The sequence below is a fragment of the Desulfovibrio sp. SGI.169 genome (genome assembly GCF_050313595.1).
Lineage (GTDB): Bacteria > Desulfobacterota > Desulfovibrionia > Desulfovibrionales > Desulfovibrionaceae > Desulfovibrio.
In genome coordinates, this window is record NZ_JBNPLS010000034.1 from 1 (window position 1) to 20,208 (window position 20,208).

The 20,208-nt window shown below is 61.9% G+C and carries 13 protein-coding genes and 1 tRNA gene; all 14 read left to right on the plus strand.

Annotated features, from left to right (window positions below; translation table 11 throughout):
- The first annotated feature begins 168 nt into the window (after positions 1-168).
- The 14 genes from ACQRA4_RS12215 to adhE all read left to right on the plus strand — a co-directional run bounded on the left by ACQRA4_RS12215 (position 169) and on the right by adhE (position 19,966).
- Complete coding sequence (locus ACQRA4_RS12215; protein ID WP_427823353.1) at positions 169-375, plus strand: hypothetical protein; 207 nt, start codon at positions 169-171, stop codon at positions 373-375.
- 75 nt (positions 376-450) lie between these two features.
- Positions 451-1,950: a nucleotidyltransferase gene (locus ACQRA4_RS12220; protein ID WP_427823354.1), complete on the plus strand. Its 1,500-nt coding sequence runs from the start codon at positions 451-453 to the stop codon at positions 1,948-1,950.
- Positions 1,947-2,387 carry a hypothetical protein gene (locus ACQRA4_RS12225; protein ID WP_427823355.1) on the plus strand — a complete coding sequence of 147 codons (441 nt, stop codon included), beginning with the start codon at positions 1,947-1,949 and terminating at the stop codon, positions 2,385-2,387. Before ACQRA4_RS12220 ends, ACQRA4_RS12225 begins: the two co-directional genes overlap by 4 nt.
- A gap of 360 nt (positions 2,388-2,747) precedes the next feature.
- Positions 2,748-4,391, plus strand: coding sequence for a flagellar basal-body MS-ring/collar protein FliF (fliF, locus tag ACQRA4_RS12230; RefSeq protein WP_427823356.1), 1,644 nt, complete (start codon positions 2,748-2,750; stop codon positions 4,389-4,391).
- Entirely contained in the window at positions 4,372-4,584 is a 213-nt protein-coding gene (locus ACQRA4_RS12235) for a flagellar M-ring protein FliF (protein WP_427823357.1), read from the plus strand. Before fliF ends, ACQRA4_RS12235 begins: the two co-directional genes overlap by 20 nt.
- 57 nt (positions 4,585-4,641) lie before the next feature.
- A complete protein-coding gene (gene fliG / locus ACQRA4_RS12240) occupies positions 4,642-5,637 on the plus strand; it encodes a flagellar motor switch protein FliG (RefSeq protein ID WP_427823358.1) in 996 nt (331 codons plus the stop codon).
- Between the two features lie 129 nt (positions 5,638-5,766).
- Positions 5,767-7,395, plus strand: coding sequence for a FliH/SctL family protein (locus tag ACQRA4_RS12245; RefSeq protein WP_427823359.1), 1,629 nt, complete (start codon positions 5,767-5,769; stop codon positions 7,393-7,395).
- A gap of 175 nt (positions 7,396-7,570) precedes the next feature.
- A complete protein-coding gene (locus tag ACQRA4_RS12250; RefSeq protein WP_427823360.1) occupies positions 7,571-9,052 on the plus strand; it encodes a FliI/YscN family ATPase in 1,482 nt (493 codons plus the stop codon).
- A 173-nt stretch (positions 9,053-9,225) separates the two neighbouring features.
- Positions 9,226-11,856 carry a PEP/pyruvate-binding domain-containing protein gene (locus ACQRA4_RS12255; protein ID WP_427823361.1) on the plus strand — a complete coding sequence of 877 codons (2,631 nt, stop codon included), beginning with the start codon at positions 9,226-9,228 and terminating at the stop codon, positions 11,854-11,856.
- Positions 11,847-13,562 carry a sensor histidine kinase gene (locus tag ACQRA4_RS12260; protein ID WP_427823362.1) on the plus strand — a complete coding sequence of 572 codons (1,716 nt, stop codon included), beginning with the start codon at positions 11,847-11,849 and terminating at the stop codon, positions 13,560-13,562. Before ACQRA4_RS12255 ends, ACQRA4_RS12260 begins: the two co-directional genes overlap by 10 nt.
- A 62-nt stretch (positions 13,563-13,624) precedes the next feature.
- Positions 13,625-14,005 carry a response regulator gene (locus tag ACQRA4_RS12265; RefSeq protein ID WP_427823363.1) on the plus strand — a complete coding sequence of 127 codons (381 nt, stop codon included), beginning with the start codon at positions 13,625-13,627 and terminating at the stop codon, positions 14,003-14,005.
- A 1-nt stretch (position 14,006) separates the two neighbouring features.
- Positions 14,007-16,592, plus strand: coding sequence for a PEP/pyruvate-binding domain-containing protein (locus tag ACQRA4_RS12270; protein WP_427823364.1), 2,586 nt, complete (start codon positions 14,007-14,009; stop codon positions 16,590-16,592).
- A 43-nt stretch (positions 16,593-16,635) separates the two neighbouring features.
- Positions 16,636-16,711 (plus strand) — tRNA-Val (locus ACQRA4_RS12275).
- A 636-nt stretch (positions 16,712-17,347) separates the two neighbouring features.
- On the plus strand, positions 17,348-19,966 hold the full coding sequence (gene adhE, locus ACQRA4_RS12280; protein ID WP_427823365.1) for a bifunctional acetaldehyde-CoA/alcohol dehydrogenase: 2,619 nt from the start codon (positions 17,348-17,350) through the stop codon (positions 19,964-19,966).
- Positions 19,967-20,208: the final 242 nt, after the last annotated feature.

Consider the following 20,208-nt stretch of genomic DNA (forward strand, 5'->3'; position numbering starts at 1 on the left):
GTGACATGCTCAAACTATGCAAGCTCCCTTTTGCGTGTTCAGGCTTCAGGCAAAACGCTGCCTGCGGGCGACATCGCAGGAAGATTATGCTGGAGCGGACCGGTAGCGGTGATCGCGTTTTTTTGCTAGCGTTGAAAAAATATCATGTGGCGGCAGGAGGTTTCTGTCATGATCTCCCCCATAGACGCTATAGACTATGCCATTGCCCATTCCGGCAGAATAGCCGATGAGGCCCATTACTATCTTGCGACGCTGCCGTTGCAAGATAACAGGCCATTGATGGATCAGGCAAATTTTCATATTGTTGACAGAACCATCGGCACGTCGCAGATAGGTTTTGACTATTACTATAATATAGTTACATATCGGATTTAGAAACAGTTGAACGGCATGGCGTGGAATACGCATTTTGTGCGTATTGCGCTGCCGTCGCGGCGGAATGCCCAGTTCATGTCATCCAGAACATATATAGCCATTGATCTCAAGTCGTTCTATGCCTCTGTTGAGTGCCTGGAGCGTGGGCTTGACCCTCTGACGACCAATCTGGTCGTTGCCGATGAGAGCCGCACACAGAAGACCATCTGCCTTGCCGTGTCGCCTTCGCTCAAATCTTACGGAATTTCCGGACGCGCGCGGCTGTTTGAAGTCGCGCGGAAGATACGCGAAGAAAATGAGCGGCGCAGGCGCAAGGCCCCCAATTACGCCTTCAGTTCAGAATCATATGACAGTACCGTCCTTCAGAACAGGCCGGATACAGCCATTGCCTATCTCGTGGCCACACCGAGAATGGCTCTGTACATCAAACGCAGCGCATTGATTTACAGTGTTTATCTGAAGTATATCGCGCCAGAAGATATTCATGTATACTCAATAGATGAAGTTTTTATTGACGCAACAAGCTATATCGGCCTGTACAAGAAGACGGCGCATGAGCTTGCCATGACCATAATGAGGGATGTTCTCAAAACAACAGGCATTACCGCCACGGCGGGAATCGGGGATAATCTGTATCTTTGCAAGGCGGCTATGGATATTGTCGCCAAAAGGATGCCCCCGGATAAGGACGGGGTTCGCATCGCGGAACTTGACGAAATGTCCTACCGCCGTCTTCTGTGGGAACATCGCCCGCTTACCGATTTCTGGCGGGTGGGCAAGGGCTATGCAAAAAAGCTGGAAGCATACGGGCTCAGAACAATGGGCGACATTGCCCGCTGTTCGCTGCATTGTGAGGATTTGCTCTACCGGCTTTTTGGCGTCAACGCTGAATTGCTTATAGACCACGCCTGGGGCTGGGAGCCCTGCGGCATTGCTGACATCAAGGCGTACAGGCCCGCTTCGAGCAGCATCTGCTCCGGGCAGGTGCTGCATGAAGCCTACGGGTTTGAGAAGGCGCGGCTGGTTGTGCGGGAAATGACGGATGCGCTGGCCCTTGAACTGCTGAACAAACGGCTTGTGACCAATCAACTTGTACTAACCGTGGGCTATGACAGTTCCAATCTGACAGATGCGAAGAAAGATTGCGAGTATCACGGGCAGATCAGCACAGACCGCTATGGCAGAATGACCCCGAAACACGCGCATGGCACGATGAACCTGAAGGGGCATACATCTTCCGCCAGTCTGCTGGGCGCGGCGGTGGTTGACCTTTTTGAACGCATTGTGAACAGGGGCCTGCTGGTGCGCAGAGTGACGCTGTCCGCCAACAACGTGATTGAGGAAAAATATGGTCAGGCGCCCGCGCGGATGGAGCAGCTTTCGTTGCTCACAGACGCTTCCTCTCAGGCGAGGCGTGAGGAGCAGGGGGCATTGCAAAGGGAAAGAAGGCGACAGCAGGCTGTGCTTGCTATTCGCAACAGGTATGGCAAAAACGCCATCCTGAAGGGCATGAGCTTTCAGGATGGAGCAACCGCGATGGAGCGCAACAGGCAAATCGGCGGGCACAAGGCATGAGCGGAAAATACGATGACATTATCCGCCTGCCGCGCCATGTTTCCGCTGTGCGTCCGCGCATGTCCATGGCGGACAGGGCCGCGCAGTTTTCCCCCTTTGCCGCTCTGACCGGACATCATGAGGCCGTCAGGGAGGTGGAAAGGCATACCCTGGAAAAAATTGAGCTTGATGAGCAAAGCCGTGACATATTGACCTCACGCCTGCAAAGGCTGCTTGAAGAGCGGGACGCGCGCCATGTGGTCAGCGTGACGTATTTTTCCAGGGACGCGAAGAAGGACGGGGGCGCCTATGTCACGTTGACGGGCGTTGTGGATGCCTTTATGGAGCCCGAGGCGCGCGTTGTCATGGCGGACGGCGTCAGGGTACCTCTTGCCGATATCATTGACATTCAAGGCGCGGCATCCGCCTGGGAGGATGATGCCCCTCCCTGGGAATGAATGTCGGCACAAGTCCCGCGGGAGAAAATGGGGCGCGATTGCCGATGCGCGCAGGCCGCGCCTTTCTGGCCCCGTCGTGTTCCCGCCTGTGATAGGCGCGCGGTCTTCCCTGAGGGCGCGCGCTTCAGGGAGGTGCTGGGCGAACGCGCAACGAAGCCGGCCTGGCGGCGCTGTCCGCGGTTGGCGCGGAGTCACTGTTTTCAGGCAGTGTCACAAATTTGAACGCGAGGCCGCGACGTTTTTATATTTGCAAAAATAATATGTTATTTCGATATGTTGAAGAGTGGCATGGCAATTGCTTACTGAGTGGAGCATCCGGCCTGTTGCCGGCAAGACAGAGACAAGACCAGGGGAAACGTCATGCCCGCTTTCTTTACGAATTTTGTGGAAATTATCAGGGGCTTCTGGAACAAAATGAGCATGATCCAGCGCGTGGCCGTGGCCGGCGGCGCGGTGGCGCTGCTGTCCGCCGTCATCGGCCTCTCCATCTGGCTGAACCGGCCGGAATACCGCGTGCTTTATTCCAATCTGGGCGCGGAAGACGCCAGCCATGTGATCAAGGCTCTGCAAACCGATAAGATTCCCTATCAGCTGGCTGACAACGGGGCCACCATCATGGTGCCCAGAGAAGTGGTCTATGACCAGCGCATCAAGATCGCCGGCGAAGGCGGCCTGGTGGGGCAGGGCATCGGCTTTGAAATTTTTGACAAGGTCAAGGTGGGCCAAACGGACTTTGTGCAGAAAATCAACTACACCCGCGCGCTTCAGGGCGAACTTTCGCGCACCATCAGCGAATTTCCCAGTGTGGAGAGCGCCCGCGTGCACCTGGTCATCCCCCAGCGCAGTCTTTTTGTGGAAGAGCGCCAGTCCCCCTCCGCCTCCGTTGTGCTCAAGCTGACCAACCCCAACAGCAAGCCCGACCAGAAAGAAATCAACGCGATCCTGAACATGATGCTCATGGCCGTGGAAGGTCTGGACAAAAGCCATGTTTCCATCACGGACAACGGCGGCAAGGTGCTTTACCAGCCGGAAGAGGACAGCCTGGCCGGAACCACCAGCACCCAGATGGAGCATCGCCTTCAGGTGCAGCGCAATCTGGAGCGGCGCATCGAGGAAATGCTGCAACCCCTGTTCGGGCCGGGGCGGGTCATCGCCAAGGTCAATGCTGACATGGACTTCAGCCAGAAGACCATTCGCCGGGAACTTTTTGACCCTGAAAAAACCGCCGTGCGCAGCGAACAGCGCAGCGAGGAAAGTCAGCAGGGCCGCGCCAATCTCGAGGCGGGCGCGCCGGACGCCAACTTTCGCGGCGACGGCATCACCGATTCGGTGTCGGATCAGAACGGCACCCGTGAAACCCGCACCACCAACTATGAAATCAACAAGGAAGAACAGCAGATTGTTGCCAATGTGGGGGATTTGCGCCGCCTGACCGTTGCGGTTATCATTGACGGGACGTATGAAAAGCTTGACGGGGTATGGTCCTTTGTGCCCCGCAAGGCGGAAGAGCTGGAGCGCGTGCGGCAGCTGGTCTCCAATGCCGTGGGGCTGGACAAGGGGCGTGGCGACCTGCTGGAGGTGAGCTCCGCTCCCTTCAACGATTCGGAGCCGCCCAAAGAGCCCAATTTTGCCGACCTGCTGGCCGATTACGCCGAACGCCTGGGCAAACCGCTGCTCAATGCCCTGCTGGCCTTCCTCTTCCTGATGCTGATCGTGCGGCCTGTGGTGCTTGCCCTGATCCGGCCCAAGGTGGAGGCCGGCGAAATGGTGGAAGGTCTGGAGGGCCTGCCCGCCGCCGAAGAGCAGCTTGCCTTGTACGAAGCCCTGGAGGAGGCGGCCAAGGCCGACGAGGAAGAGCCTGATCAGGAAGATGACGACGAACTGGTGTTCAAGGATATTGAAGCACTGAAAGCGCATATAGTCACCTTGTCCGACAATCATATGGAACAGGTGGTGACTCTGGTGCGCGGCTGGATGAGAAACGATGAAACAGCAAAGGTCTGATTTCACGGCGTTGCCTTCCGGGGGCGGGAGCGCTTCCCGCCTTCCGTCCCTGGCGGAACTCAAGGCCCTGCGGCACGCCCAGAGGGAAACCAATCAGCGGGTGGAGGAGTTGAAACTGCGCCTCTACCGGTTTACGGAACAGCATATGGATCAGGCCGTCCATCTGATCCGGCGCTGGCTGACGGACAAGTAACGCAAGAAACCGCGCGTCCGCCGTGGCGCGGGCGCGTTCGAGCAAGGAGTGGAGGGGATGGAGTTGACCGGCCATCAGCGTATTGCCGTGCTGCTGCTCGCCATGGGCGACAAGTTTACGGCCGACGTCTTCAAACGCATGGAGCGGCAGGAAATAGCCGAGGTTTCCAAAGCCATCGTGGAGCTGGAGCCCGTGCCCAGGGAAACCGTGGAGGAAGTGCTGCGCGAGTTCCATGAATCTCTGGTGGACGGCGTGGACATGATCGCCGGCGGCAGCGATGCCGTAAAACGCCTGCTGGTCAAAAATCTGGACCCTGAAACCGCCAAGTACGTCATGGACTCCCTGAGCCTGGATACCGGCCCCGCGCCTTTCCGGGAGCTGGAGTCGGTCAGCCCCCGCCTGCTTTCGCAGATACTGCGCAACGAGCATCCCCAGACCCTGGCGCTGATCATGGGCCATCTCAACCCTGATCAGGCCGCCAATTTGTTGACAAGTCTGCCCGCCGGCGTGCGGGCCGAAGTGCTCACTCGCCTGGCCAAACTGGAGTCCGTGCCCGAAGACATGCTCATGGAAGTGGACAAGGTGCTCACCAGTCAGCTCATCGCCATGGGCGGCAAAGAGGGCAAAAAGGTGGGCGGCGTGCAGTCCGTGGCTGAAATTCTCAATGCTGTGGATCGCGCCACGGAAGAGGAAGTGCTCTCCGAGATTGAGGAGGATTCCGCCCAGATGGCCGAGGATATCCGCAACCTCATGTTCGTCTTTGAAGACTGCAAAAATATTGATGACCGCGGCGTGCGCGAGCTGCTCAAAGAAATTTCCAACGAAGACCTTACCCTGGCCCTGCGCGGCGCCAGCGACGATCTCAAGGAAAAATTCTTCAAGAACATGTCCGAACGCGCGGGCAACATGATCCGTGAAGAACTGGAATTCATGGGGCCCACCAAACTTTCCGACGTGGAAACCGCTCAGCAGAATATCGTCAAAATTGTGCGCCGCCTGGAAGCCGAAAACAAGGTGGTGGTCAGCCGGGGAGCGGGCGAGGTTTTTGTTTAGAAGTCACCGCATGATGCATATGAAATGATTTTTCATGCCGGACGAGAGTCCGGCACGGTGCGGAAAGCGCCGTGAATGAGCCAAAAATCAGATTTGCTGCGGACTCAATTGTAACTTCGGGAAGCGGTCATGGCGTCAGAAGAATTGCGCAAAAAATGGGGCACCATCTTCATGGGGGAGCGCGAAGCCACCGTGGAGCAACTGGACGCCATGCAGGAGCCCATGCGCCGCGAACAGCTCAAGCGGGAGCGGCAGGAAGACTATCTGGAGCGGGTGCGGGCCAGGGCGGCTGAGCGGGCGCGCGAAATTCTCGGCGCGGCCTATGCCGAACGCCAGAAAGTGCTGGAAGAAGCCAGGGCCGAAATCAAGGCAGAGCGTCAAAAGCTGATCAGCGAAAGCGATGCCCTCAAGGCCGCCGGAACCGCCGCCCATGAGCAGGCCGCCGCCGCGCTGGCCAAGGCTGAGGCCGCGCGTGAAGAGGCCGGGCGAATCCGCGAAGCGGCCCACGGCGAGGGCTTTCAGGCCGGAATGGAGCAGGCCGGGGCCGAGCTGAGAGAATTTCGCGCGGAATTGGGGCAGTCCCTGGCTGCGGTATTGCGCGCCGTTGACGCCCAGCGAAAGACCATCAGCGACTCCTGGCGCGAAGAGTTGGTGGAACTGGTTCAGACGGCCGTTGCCGCGGGCACGGGCTGGCTGCTGGGCAAAGAGCACAATGCCGTTTTGCGTTCTCTGGTGCTGGAGGCTGTGAGCCTGCTGGAAGACCGGGCCACTGTGACGGTGCGCGTCAACCCTGAAGACGAGGCGGCGGTTGGCGACATGTTTATGGCCGCGCGCGAGCGCGTGCCTGAGCTCAAGCAATGGATCGTCAACGGCGACGCGAGCGTGGAGCGCGGCGGCCTGGTGGCGGAAAGCGTCAGCGGCAGTGTGGATTGCCGCCGCGAGCACTTTCGGGAACTGGTGGACGGCGTGCTGGTTCATCTGGCTCTGCCCGTCAGCGAGAGTGAGGAGGCTTCTTCTTCCGCCGTGCATGAACTGGTGGAGCGCGAGGTTGAAAGAATCGCCGCCCTGTCGCCTGTGCCGGAGCCGCCCGCGACGAGCGCGTCCGACCTTGCGCCCGAGGCAGCGCCCGAAATCGCGCCTGACGTTCTCGAGCCGGAAAGCCTGACAGATGGCGGGGCCGTTGCCGCGCCCGGCGAAGAGTCGGACATGCCGCTGAACGCGGCGGACGCGCCGCTTTCAAACCTGGCGGATGCGCCCCCGCAGGCCGCGCCGCCTCTTGCTGAAAGCGCCGGCGCGGAGGAAGCCTCTCTTTCGGACTCCGCCGGCGTTACGTCGCAAGCTTCCGCGTCCGCGGCCGAAGCCTCCGCGCCCCATGCCGCTCCCCTTGCGCGGGCCGAAACTCTCGCGCCTTCCGTTTCCCCCGTCGAACGGGATATTCAGAACGGGGCCGTACCGGCGGAGTCTCTCGCGGCGGAAAACTCAGCGGAAAAAGACAGTCAGAATGAGGCTATGCCGCAGGCCTGGCTGCCGCCTCTGGGAGATGACGAACCTGATGCCGGCGCTGCGCCCGCTGTGGCCCGTGAGCCCGCATCCGGGGCTGACGGCTATGAGGGTACGGCGGCAGCCGTGCTTGACGCGCCGCGCAAGGAAAATCCCAGCCTCGCTGAGCTGGAGGAAGAGCTTTTTCCCCTGGAGCATGAGAATCAGCGCGAAGTGCTTGCCGGCGGCGGCTTTCTGCCCGGCGCGGGCAACAGCTAGTGTCTCATTGCAAAAATTCCGCGCGGAATTCCGCGAAGAATTTTTGCGGGATCGTTGGCGAGAAAACGTGGTTTTTCGCTCACTCACGGCGGCTACGCCGCCGCAAAGCCCTTGCGGGTTTTGCAGCGTCTACTTTTGCAAGCAGACGCTAGGGCGGGCCGGAGGTGAAAAGGGCATGAAACTGGACCCGCGCGCCTGTTCGCAACTTCTGCGCGCCAGCAATCCCATCCGCCTTTTCGGCAAGGTCAACAAGGTGGTGGGCCTGGTGGCCGAGGGGGGCGGCCTGCGCGCCCCTCTGGGCGCTGTCTGCCATATGCTGCCCGACGGAGAAAGCGAGGGCGTCGCCGCCGAGGTTGTGGGCTTTCGCGACGGCAACCTGCTCTTCATGCCCTATGGAGACATGCGCGGCATTCGCCCCGGCAGTCTCATTCGCAACACCAGTCTGCCGCCGGTTTTTCCCGTGGGGCCCGATCTGCTGGGCAGGGCTTTTGACGCCTTCGGCACGCCGCTGGACGCCGGGCCGCCCGTGAACGCGGAAATTTATACATCGCCCCTGCCCGCGGGCGAGCGGGGTCAGGCCGACTTTCAGCGCCAGATGGAAATGCAGGCGCCCTTTACCCCTGAATGGGCGACTATGGCCCGAAGCCAGTGGCGTCCCGATCTGGTTCCCATCTACGCCGATCCGCCCAGCCCCCTGCAACGTCCGCGCATTACTGACATCCTGGATGTGGGCGTGCGCTCCATCAACAGCCTGTTGACGCTGGGCAAGGGCCAGCGCGTGGGCATCATGGCCGGTTCCGGCGTGGGCAAGTCCACGCTCATGGGCATGATGGCCCGTTATACCAAGGCGGACGTCAATGTTATCGCCCTGATCGGCGAGCGCGGACGCGAGGTGGTGGAGTTTATGGAGCGCGACCTGGGGCCTGAGGGCATGGCCCGTTCCGTGCTGGTCATCGCCACATCGGACCAGTCGCCGCTGGTGCGCATGCGCGCGGCCTATGCGGCCACGGCTGTGGCCGAATATTTTCGCGACAGGGGCATGGACGTTCTGCTGATGATGGATTCCGTGACCCGCTTTGCCATGGCGGCGCGCGAAGTGGGGCTGGCCGTGGGCGAACCGCCCACCACCAAGGGCTATACGCCCTCGGTCTTCGCCCAGCTGCCCAAATTGCTGGAGCGCGCGGGGCGCTCGGCCAAAGGCGCCATCACCGGCATTTACACTGTTCTTGTGGATGGCGACGACTTCAACGAGCCTGTTGCCGACTCTGTGCGCTCCATTCTGGACGGGCATATTGTGCTTACCCGCGATCTGGCGGACCAGGGGCATTTCCCGGCCATTGACGTGCTGCGTTCCATCAGCCGCCTGCGCTCGGATATCTGCCGGCGGGAGGACGTGCTGGCCGGGCGGGTGATCACACGACGCATGAGCACTTACCGCCGCGTGGAGGATATGGTCAATATCGGGGCGTATGCAAAGGGCAGCAATGCGGAAATTGACGAAGCCATAGCCGCCATGCCGGCCATCAACGCTTTTCTTCGGCAGGATGTGGGCGACCCGCAGTTTCTGGAGCAATGCATGCAACAGATGCGCGAACTGGCCCAGGCCGGGCAGCCTGCGGTCGCCGCCCCGCAGATGCCCTCTCCGCCGGCGGTTTGAGCCGTTCGCGGCGGCAGCCGCGCGTCGTCCATCTTTTCTCCCGGCGCGCCGTGGGCGCTTGAATCGGCAAGGGGGGTGTGCTAAAGTAAACATGCGCCGCGTCCGGCCCCGCAAGCCCGGCGCGGCCCGCGCATCCACCCGTCCGTTGTGGCGGAAGCTCCCCTGGAGTCGCCATGTCCCTTTCCCGGCTATTGGGTTTTCTCACGCGCTCCACAAAAAGAAATTCCGGCGCCGCTTCGGCTGATTCCAGCGAAGCCGAGCGCTTTTTTGCCCTGCGCCACCATTCCTTCAAGCTTTTCCTCACCGCCTGGAACAAGTTTCAGGAAACCATGACCGAGGTGGAGTACACGCTCTGCTGCGATCATCCTTTTGGCCTGTATCGCGTCCGCGCGCTCTGCACCAGCGTTGCCACCCAGGTGTTTCAGTGCATCCAGCAGCTGGAACGGCTGGATCCGGCGCCCGGCCCGGCGCTTTCCGCCCGCTTCGCGGAACTGCAAAAAACTGTGGCCGCTGAAGTCTATGAGCCGGAATCCTGCCTGCTCGGCCCGCTGACGCTGCCCCTGGGTTGCGGAAATCTGGACGACGCGGACGCGCAAGCCCTGGTGGACCCGGCCACCGCCCGGCTGGAAGCCCTGCGCAAACGCTTTCCCGAAGTCGTTCCCTCCGGTTTTGTCGTCACTGCGGCGGGCTGCCAGCATTTTTTTCAGAGCGGAGAGCTGCAAAGCGAGATCAATCGACGGGTTCAGGCGGCGGGCGGTTTTGGCCCGGAGCATCTGGCCAAACTCTCTGAAAGTTTGGGAAGCCTTGTGGAAAGCACGCCCCTGCCCGCCGATCTGGCCGAAGCCGCGCTGACTGAAGTGCGGGCGCTGCGTGCCCGCTGTCAGCGCCCCATGCGCCTTTTGCTGCGGGGCCGTCTCTGGCCGCGCGCCTCTCTGACTGATGACGCGGCGGAGAGCGCGGCCACGGCGGAAAACGTCATGGACCCCGGCCTGCTGCTCTGGGGGCCGTCCGCGCCGCTGGACGCGCCGGATGAGGCAATTCTGCAAGCCCTGCACGTCACGCTGGCCCGCAAGCAGCGGGCGCAGGCCCTGATTTACCGGCGCGCGCGCGGCCTCACCGAGGCGGATGCGGGCGTCTGCGTGACCTGCCTGGCTGTGGAGGAGGGGGCCTGGGGCGGCCTGGCCCATACGGGCAATCCCTTGCAGCCGCACGGGGCCAATGTGCATGTTTATGCCTGCGAGGGGCTGCCGCAGGATATGGAATATTCCGCCTTGCCTGTGGACATGCTGCGCCTGGCCCGCGCCGCGCCGCACGAGGTGCGCTGTCGTGAACCGCATGATCCGAAACATCCGGTGCTGGATGACGCCACGGCCCTGCGGGTGGCGGAGCTGGCCCTGGCGCTGGAGAAGGCTGAAGGCCATCCGCTTTCCCTGACCTGGGTGCGTGTGCCCGGCGGTGGGGTACGGCTTTTGCTGGTGCGGCCCATGATGCTGGCGGCGGACGCGGGCGCCTTGCCCGCGCCGGATGAGGCAGGTCGGCCGCCTTTGCTGGCTGGGGGCGTCACGGTCAATCCCGGCAGGGCCTGCGGCCCGGCCATGCCGGCGCGGAACTGGGAAGAGGCGCGCCTTTTCCCGCAGGGCGGCATTCTGGTCGTGCCGGACGACAGCTATCTTTGGGCGTCGCTTATGGACCGGGCCGCGGGCGTCATCGCCGAACGCGGGCTGCCGGGTTCCCGCCTGGGCTCTCTGGCTCGCGAATTTGGCAAACCGGCCCTGTTTGGGCTGAAGGGCGCTCTGGACATGTTGGCCAGGGGGCAAAAAATTACTCTTTGCGCCGATCTGGGCAGCGTGTACCAGGGCCAGAGGGATGAACTGCTGGCCGGGGCCGCAAAACCGCGCGACTTCATGCCGGGCAGCCCGGTATTCCGCATTCTTCAGCACGCGGCCGCGCATATCCTGCCCCTGACCATCGACGTGGACAGCGCTGACTTCAGGGCCGTCAACTGCGCCACCTATCACGACATCGCCCGTTACTGCCATGAAAAGGCGGTCAGCGCCATGTTCGCTCTGGGGGCGGAAAAGAGGCACGCGCCCCAGCGGGTCAAGCAACTGCGGGACACGGTGCTCAAACAGTTCTGGGTGGTCAACCTCAGCGACGGCTTTACCGCCACTCCGACGGGGCCGGTCATTGATGTGGAGCGGATCGCCTCGCGGCCCATGCTGGCCCTCTGGCGCGGCATGAACGCCCACCCCTGGCAGGGGCCGCCGCCTGTGGACGGCAAGGGTTTTTTGTCCGTCCTGTTTGAGGCCACGGCCAATCCGCATCTGGATCCGGCGGCTCAGACGGCCTATTTTTCTGAAAAAAACTATTTTATGATTTCACGCGAGTATTGCAGCCTGCATTCGCGCTTCGGCTTTCATTTTGTTTCGGTGGAAGCGCGCCTGGGCGCGCGCAGCAAGGAAAATTATCTGCTCTTCCAGTTGCGCGGCGGCGCGGCCAATATTGAGCGGCGCATCCTGCGGGTGCGTTTTGTGGCCGACCTGCTCTGGGAGTTCGGCTTCGCGCCAGTGCTGCGCAACGATGCGGTCAGCGCCCGCCTGGAGGGCATGGATATCGAAGAAGGCGAACACCTGCTGGCCGTGGTGGGGTACATGACCATACATACCCGCCAATTGGACATGATCATGCAGGATTCAGCCCAGGTGGCCGCTCGGCGCGAGGAAATGCTCGCCCATTGCCGGGCGCTGTTCACGGGCCGCGCCCTGCCCGCAACCGCCGCTCAGGAGGTTCCCCCATGCCGGTGACGTCGTCCGCCCCGCACAGGGGCTACAAAATCATTCACCGCCGTCTGCTGCTGACCCTGCTGCTGCTGGCGCTCACGCCGCTGGCGGCCTTGGGCCTGTTCTGCCTGGATCGCATCAATACCATCTATGACGAAAAAATCAGCGCGGGCCTGGAAGCCGTGACCAGCAGCAAGCACCGCGCCCTGGATACCTTTATTGTGGAGCGGGTGGCCCAGATCAAAACCCTGGTTTTTACCCACCCCTATGCCGAATTGAGCGATCCCGCCCGGCTGAGCGAGATTTTCAGCGTTATGCAGAACAACAGCCGCTCCTTTGTGGACCTCGGCATCATCGGCATGGACGGCAGGCATGTGGCCTATGTGGGGCCGTATGACCTGCACGAGGCCAATTACGCCGATACCCCCTGGTTCCACGAGGTCTTGCGCAAGGGCGTTTATGTCAGCGACGTCTTTATGGGCTACCGGCATGTGCCGCACTTTATCATTGCGGCGTTGCGGCACGAGGGCGGGCGCAGCTACATCATGCGCGCCACCATTGACATGGAGGCCATCGACGCCCTCCTGCGCCGGGTCTATTCCGGCCAGCACAGCGACGCCTTTCTGGTCAATGAACAGGGCGTGCTTCAGACTGATTCGCTCTATCATGGCGACATCATGAGCAAATTCAGGCTGCCTCCGCTCAGCTCCGCCCGCAACGGCATGCTGACCATGCCCCTGAATGTGCCCTCCGGCAAGGGGAGCGGCCAGAATCTGCTGGCGGCCATGATGCGGCTGGACTCCATGCCCTGGGTTCTGGTGGTGGTGGACGATGTGGGCGAGAGCCTGCAACCGTTGCGCCAGCTTCAGGTGCTGATTTTGTTTTTCGTGCTTTTGGGCGGCGCGCTGGTCACCGCGGGCGCGGTGCTCTGCACCCGGCGTCTGGTGGCCTCGCTGGCCGCCGCGGACCAGAAGCAGGCCCATATCGACGCCCGCATGCTACAATCCAGCAAAATGGCGGCCTTGGGCAAGATGGCCGCCGGTGTGGCCCATGAGGTCAACAACCCGCTGATGCTGATCCAGGAAAACGCGGGCTGGATTCGCGACCTGCTGGAGGACGAAAAGCCGGAGAACATGCAAAATTATCAGGAAATTCTGGAGAGTACGGACAAGATCGAGCAACACGTCAAGCGCGCCAAAGGCATCACCCAGCGCATGCTGGGCTTTGGCCGCCGCATGAACCCCGGGCGGACGGAGATTCTGCTCAATTCCCTGGCGGATCAGGCTGTTGAAATGCTCAAGACCGAAGCCGCCAACCGCAATATTGTCATCAGCAGGGAGTTTGATCCGCGTCTGCCCGTGATTCTGTCAGACCCGGCCCAACTGGAGCAGGTTTTCATCAACATCATTGATAACGCCATTGACGCCATCGGCAAGGACGGCAGCCTGCGCATCCGCACCGAAGCCTGCGAGTCGGGCGCGCGGATTTTTTTTACGGACAGCGGGCCGGGCATGGATGAGGAAACCCTGAAACGCATTTTTGACCCCTTCTTCACCACCAAGAAGGTGGGCGAGGGCACGGGGCTGGGCCTGGCCATCTGCTTTACCATTCTGGAAAAGCTGGGCGGCCGGATTGAGGTGCGGAGCCAACCGGGGCAGGGCGCCACGTTTTGCATCACCCTGCCGCTTGAGCCCATGCAAAATCCGCGGGAAGAGGACACCGAGAACTGAGCCGTGCCGTCCGCGGACGGCATGGCCGAAAGCCGCATCAACCTTTTGAGCCAGGAGCGCCTATGCGTGTGTTGTTTGTGGACGATGAAGCGGAATTCCTGCAACTGATGGAAAAGCGTCTTTCCCGGCGCGGCATGGCAGTCAGCACCGCCCAGGACGGGCAAAGCGCTCTGGATCTGCTGGACGCCGCCCTGGCAAACGGCGGGGAGATGTTCAAGGCCGTGGTCATGGATGTGCGCATGCCCGGCATGGACGGTCTGGAAACCCTGCGGCGCATGAAGGCCAGGGCCCCCGCGCTGCCGGTGATTCTACTCACCGGGCACGCCTGCATGGGCGTTGCCGTGCAGGGTATGGACCTGGGGGCTTACGACTATATGCTCAAGCCCGTATCCATCAGCGAACTGATCATCAAGATAGAGGAAGCGGCGCGTTCCGCCGTCTGATATGGCTTTGCTGAAGCTCTTGCGCCGCTGGCTGGACCGCGGGAAAGCCTCCGCGCCGGCCCCCGCCGAACAGGCCCGCGAGGAGGAGTTCAAGAAGCGCCTGCGGGAGCGTTGCGCGCGTTTCCGGCGGCTGCTTTCGGCCAATAAAAGCGCTCTGGAAGCCATGAGCGATGTGGAGGAACGCCTTGCGGGCGCGAAACCCTTCGGCATGGACTATGTGCGCGCCGCAAGCACCCGCACGGTAACTGCCGTGTTCCGCATGGTGCGTGAGCTGAACGCGCTGTCCGACAATGGCTATGCCGCATTGCAGGAGGCTTTTGAACGCATCAGGGGGGACATGGAGCGCCTGCTGGCCTTGCCGGAACATGCGGCGCGCGGGCCTCTGATTCTGCCTCTGACCGACGTGCGCCTGGCCGATCTGCCCCAGGTGGGCGGCAAAATGGCCAATCTGGGCGAGCTGGCCGCCAATGCGGGGCTGGATGTGCCTGACGGCTTTGTGGTGACGGTGGCCGCCTATTGCCGCTTTATGGAATACAATGGCCTGCGCGGCGAGCTGGAGCGCCGCATTCAGGCCACTGACATGCGCAGCCTGGATGAGGTGTTCAGCTTGTCCGCCGCCTTGCAGCAATGTGTGCTGTCCGCGCCGCTGCCGCCGGAGCTGGAGTCGGCCATCACGGAAGCCGTGGCCGCCATGAGGGAGCGCGCCGGCGACGGCCTGCTCCTGGCCCTGCGCAGCAGCGCTGTGGGCGAGGACGCTCTGGGCGTGACCTTTGCCGGGCAGTATCGTTCGGAACTCAATGTTCCGCCTGAAGAGGCCCGCGAAGTCTGGAAGGAAATCGTGGCCAGCAAATATGCGGTCACAGCCATGAGCTACCGCTATCAGCGCGGCATTCCAGACGACGCGGCCCCCATGTCCGTGGGCGTGCTGGCTATGGTTCGGGCCAGGGCGGGCGGCGTGGCCTACAGCCGTGACCCCGTGGCCGCTTCCAGAGGGCGGGAGCGGGTACTGCTCAATGCCGTGCCCGGTCTGCCCCAGGCCGTGGTGGATGGGGCCGTCACCCCCGATGTTTTTGTATTCAGCCGTGAAAATCCGCCGCGCTTGCTGGAAAGGAATCCGGCTGACGCGACGGCCGCGCCCAGCCTCACCGACACGCAGGCCGCCGAGCTGGCCCGCGTGGCCCTGGCGCTGGAAGAGTATTACAATGAGCCTCAGGATGTGGAATGGGCTCTGGAGGCCGGCGATGGGCGCATCATGGTGCTGCAGAGCAGGCCGTTGCGCGAGGCTCACGACGGTTCCGACAGGGCGGAGGAAGCTCAGGCGTCGGAATTGCCTGCGGGCCTGACCGTTCTGGCGGGCGGCGGCGTGCCGGTAAGCCCCGGCGTGGGCATGGGGCCGGTTTTTGTGGCCCGCAAAGAGGCGGACATGCTCTCCTTTCCCGAGGGCGGCGTGCTGGTGGTGGAGCGTGCCTACCCCCGCTGGGCCACCCTGCTGTCGCGCGCATCGGGTCTGGTCAGCGAGACCGGCGGTATGGCCGGGCATCTGGCCTCCGTGGCGCGGGAATACCGCCTGCCTGCCATTTTCAGCTTGCCGGACGCCTGTCGCCTGCTGGAGAACGCCGGCGACGTGACGCTGGATGCGAATCGCAATGTTATTCTGGCCGGCCGGCAGCCCCGGTTGGTCACGCGCATGGCGTCGCCGCCCAATCTCATGGCCGGCAGCCCTGTGTATCTGCGACTGGAGGCCCTGGCGCGGCTTATGACCCCCTTGCATCTGCTGGAGCCGGATGCGCCGGAATTCGCGCCCCAATACTGCCGAAGCCTGCACGACATCACCCGCTTCTGTCATGAAAAGGCGGTGCGCCTGATGTTTGAGGATGATGCGGGCATCGGACGGCGCATAGGCAAACAGCTCAAGGCGGGCGTCAAGCTTCAGTACTGGGTGGTGGACATGGGGGGCGGCTTCACCCGTCCTGTCAGCGGCCCGGTGGTGGAGCTGTCCGAAATTGCCAGCGCGCCCATGCTGGCGCTCTGGGAGGGGATGGTGGCCGTTCCCTGGGCCGGCCCGCCCGGCAGCGGGGCCGCGGGCTTCATGAGCCTGGTTTTTGAAAGCGCCATGAATCCAGAGCTGGAGAGTGCCGCGCCCACCGCTATGGCGGAGCGCAACTTCTTCATCATCGGCGACCGCTATATGATCCTTCAGGCGCGCTACGGCTACCACTTCTGCACGGTGGAATGCCTGGCCGGAGAGGACAGCCATGAAAACTTCGTGAACTTTCAGTTCAAGGGCGGCGCGGCCGACCGCGAGCGCCGCCGCCTGCGCGCCCAAATGCTGGCCTCGCTGCTGGAGGGTCACGCTTTTCGCGCCGATGTGAAGGACGATTCGCTTTTTGCAGTGGCCGAGGGCTTCAGCGCCGCGGAAACGCTGCTGAAAACCCGTCTGCTGGGCTATCTGCTGATACACAGCCGCCAGGTGGACACGATTATGCGGGAGAGCGCCAGGGCCGAAGCCCTCAGACTAAAACTGGCCGAGGATATGAAGGCGCTGGCCGGCAGACCGCTGAAGCTCGGCGCAAACTCCTCGCATTGACAGGAAGCGCCCCCTGCCATATCTATAGCGGGTTGCATTTTACGGGCAGTTAGCTCAGCTGGTGGAGCACCGCCCTTACAAGGCGGGGGCCACAGGTTCAAGTCCTGTACTGCCCACCAGAAATTTCAGGGGTTATACAAAAAATAATCCCTTTCAAAAAAACGAGTTGCGTTTGTGCGTCAAATCTGCGCTAAATCGTTTTTTTCGTGTCAGCCGGAAAGGGGATCGCCTTTCCGGCTTTTTTTCATCGAAGCGATCAAGGGCCGCCGCCATGTTGCGCTTGTCCCGCCGGTACGCCGGCCATAGCGATCTGGCGTCGTCATCCGGGCATGCGACAAGATGTGCCGCATCTCCTTCATGGACACGCCTCACCGGGCCAGCGGGCTGGCTGTGAGGCCTCATATGCCATGAAAGTTGCATCCACGGACGTTTGCCTTTCGGCTCAGGCCTTCGATGCGGCGCTTCCTCTCCCTGTGCGTTTATTCCGTCTTTTTGCCGGTAAGCGCCACCGTTTTGCCAGCTCCACATGCGCCGGGCGGCTCTTGCGCTTCTTGCCGAGGCGGGGCATGATGCGCATGTGCAGAGGGCATTTCATGTCGCGAATGTGCCGTCGCCCGCGAAAGCGGCTGCCCCTTCGCGTGGCTCGCAATCGCGCCGGCGCGGGCGCGTTTGCTTTGCGGGCCGCGACTCCGAAAGCGAAGCGCTCTGTAAACAGCTTGCCGCAAAACCCCTGAACCACAAAGATAGAGGCATATATGACCCCAGCCATTCAGCAACTGGATGAAATGATTGAGCGCGTGCGCGCGGCGCAGGCGCTTTTCGCCCGTTATGATCAGAAACAGGTGGATGCCGTCTTTCATCATGCGGCGGCCGCGGCCACAGCCAATCGCATCACTCTGGCCAAAATGGCCGTGGCGGAAACCGGCATGGGCATTCTGGAGGACAAGGTAATCAAGAATCACTTTGCCTCGGAATACGTTTACAATAAGTACAAAGACAGTAAAACCTGCGGAATCATTGAGGATGACCCTGTTTCTGGCTATCGCGAAATAGCCGCGCCCCTGGGCCTGGTGGCGGGCATCGTGCCTACCACCAACCCCACATCCACGGCCATTTTCAAGGCATTGCTCTGCCTCAAGACCCGCAACGGGATCATCTTTTCCCCGCATCCGCGCGCCAAGAACAGCACCCGGGCGGCGGCCATGGTCATCCTGCGGGCCGCTGTGGAGGCCGGCGCCCCGGAAAATCTCATCGACTGTCTGGCAGAGCCATCGCTGGAGCTGACGCAGCACCTCATGAGCCATCGCGGCGTCAATCTGATTCTGGCCACCGGCGGACCGGGCATGGTGCGCGCGGCTTACAGCTCCGGCACGCCGGCCATCGGCGTGGGCGCGGGCAATACGCCGGTGGTCGTCGACGCCACGGCGGATGTCAAGATGGCGGTCAATTCCATTCTGCTCAGCAAAACCTTTGACAACGGCATGATCTGCGCTTCGGAACAGACCGTGGTGGTCGAAGCCGGCATTGCCGACGCCGTGCGGGAGGAGTTCCTCAGGCGCGGGGCGTGGTTCGCCGACGAGGCGCAGAGCGAGGCCCTGGCCAAAATCCTCTTTGTGGACGGCGCGCTGAACAGCGCCATTGTGGGACAGTCCGCCATGAGCATTGCGGCCATGGCCGGCATCAGCGTGCCGGAGACGACCAAGGTGCTCATTGCCGAACGCGCGGCGGTCAGGCCCGACGATCCTTTCGCGCATGAAAAGCTCTCGCCCGTGCTGGGCTTTTACCGGGTGCCGGATTTCCCCTCCGCTGTGGATACGGCCCAGAGTCTGGTATCGCTGGGCGGGGCCGGGCACACCTCGGTGCTTTATACCCGCGAAAGCAATGCGGAGCATATTCAGGTTTTTGAAGAAACCATGACCACCGGGCGGGTGCTGATCAATATGCCTGCCTCTCAGGGGGCCATCGGCGATGTTTACAACTTCCGCGTGGCGCCGTCCCTGACCCTGGGCTGCGGCAGCTGGGGCGGCAATTCGGTCAGCGAAAACATCGGAGTGAAGCATCTCATGAACATCAAGACCGTGGCCTGCCGCCGTGAAAATATGCTCTGGTTCCGCGTGCCGCCCAAAATCTATTTCAAGCTCGGCGCACTGAGCCCGGCCCTGGAGGAGTACAAGGATCGCCGCCGGGCCTGCATCATTACGGACAGAACCATGGAAAAACTGGGGCATGTGCGCAAAGTCAGCGAGGCGCTTGAAAGTCTGGGCATGGAAGTGCGGGTTTTTTCCGATGTTCAGCCCGATCCGGACATAGCCACGGCCAGAAAGGCCCTGAACATGGTCAACGCCTTTCAGCCGGATATGTTCATCGCGTTGGGCGGCGGCTCTCCCATGGATGCGGCCAAGATTATCTGGCTGCTCTATGAGGTGCCGGAGATCAGGTTTGAGGATATCGCCCTGCGTTTCATGGACATACGCAAGCGGGTGGTTTCTTTCCCGAACCTGGGCAAGAAGGCCGTGATGGTGGCCATTCCCACAACATCGGGCACAGGGTCGGAGGTGACGCCCTTTGCCGTCATTACCGACAGCCGCACCGGCGTCAAATACCCGGTGACCGACTACGCGCTGACCCCGGACATGGCCATTGTGGACCCGGAATTTGTCATGGATCTGCCCCCCTCGCTCGTTGCCAACGCGGGCCTGGATGTGCTGACCCACGCCATTGAGGCCTATACCTCCACTCTGGCCGCCAATTTCGCCGACGGTCAGGCCATGGAGGCCGTGCGCCTGGTGTTCAAGTATCTGCGCCGTTCCTATGCCGGCGGCGAGGAACGGCTGATCCCGCGTGAAAAGATGCACTACGCGGCGACCATAGCGGGCATGGCCTTCGCCAACGCCTTTCTGGGCGTCTGCCATTCTCTGGCGCACACGCTGGGGTCTTATTTTCATTTGCCGCACGGGCTGGCCAATGCCATCATGCTTTCCTATGTCATCGAGTATAACGCCACTGACGCCCCCACCAAGCAGGGCATGCTGCCCCAGTACAAATATCCCTGGGTCAAGGGCCGTTATGCCCGCATGGCTGACATGCTGCACCTGGCCGACGATGTGGAGGGCGACGGGCCTGAAGCCCGCGCGGAAAAAACGGCCCGTCTGGTGCGGGCCATTGAGGCTCTCAAGCGCGATGTGGGCATTCCCCTTTCTTTGCGCGACGCCGGCATCGCGGAGGCCGATTTTTTGCAAAAGCTGGATGAACTGGCCGAACAGGCCTTTGACGACCAGTGCACGGTTTCCAATCCGCGCTATCCGCTCATTGCGGAATTGAAAGAGCTGTACCGCAAGGCCTACTACGGCGAACCCCTGGCCTCCATGGCGTAAGCCGGGGCGGAACATGCGGCGGGGCGCGCCGCCTTTGCGGGCGGCGCCCTCGCGGCAGCCGGAGCGCCCGGCTTTTTCACAGTCAATGCTCTCTGATTCCGCTTCAGGCCGAAAAGAAAGGGCGCACCCTCGGGAAGAGGGCGCGCCCTTTGACAATCAGCGGGGAAACTCCCTGAGAGCTTTAGGAGTTTTTCAACTCCTGAATCAGCCCTGTAAGGGATTGCGCCTGGGCGGCCAGGTCA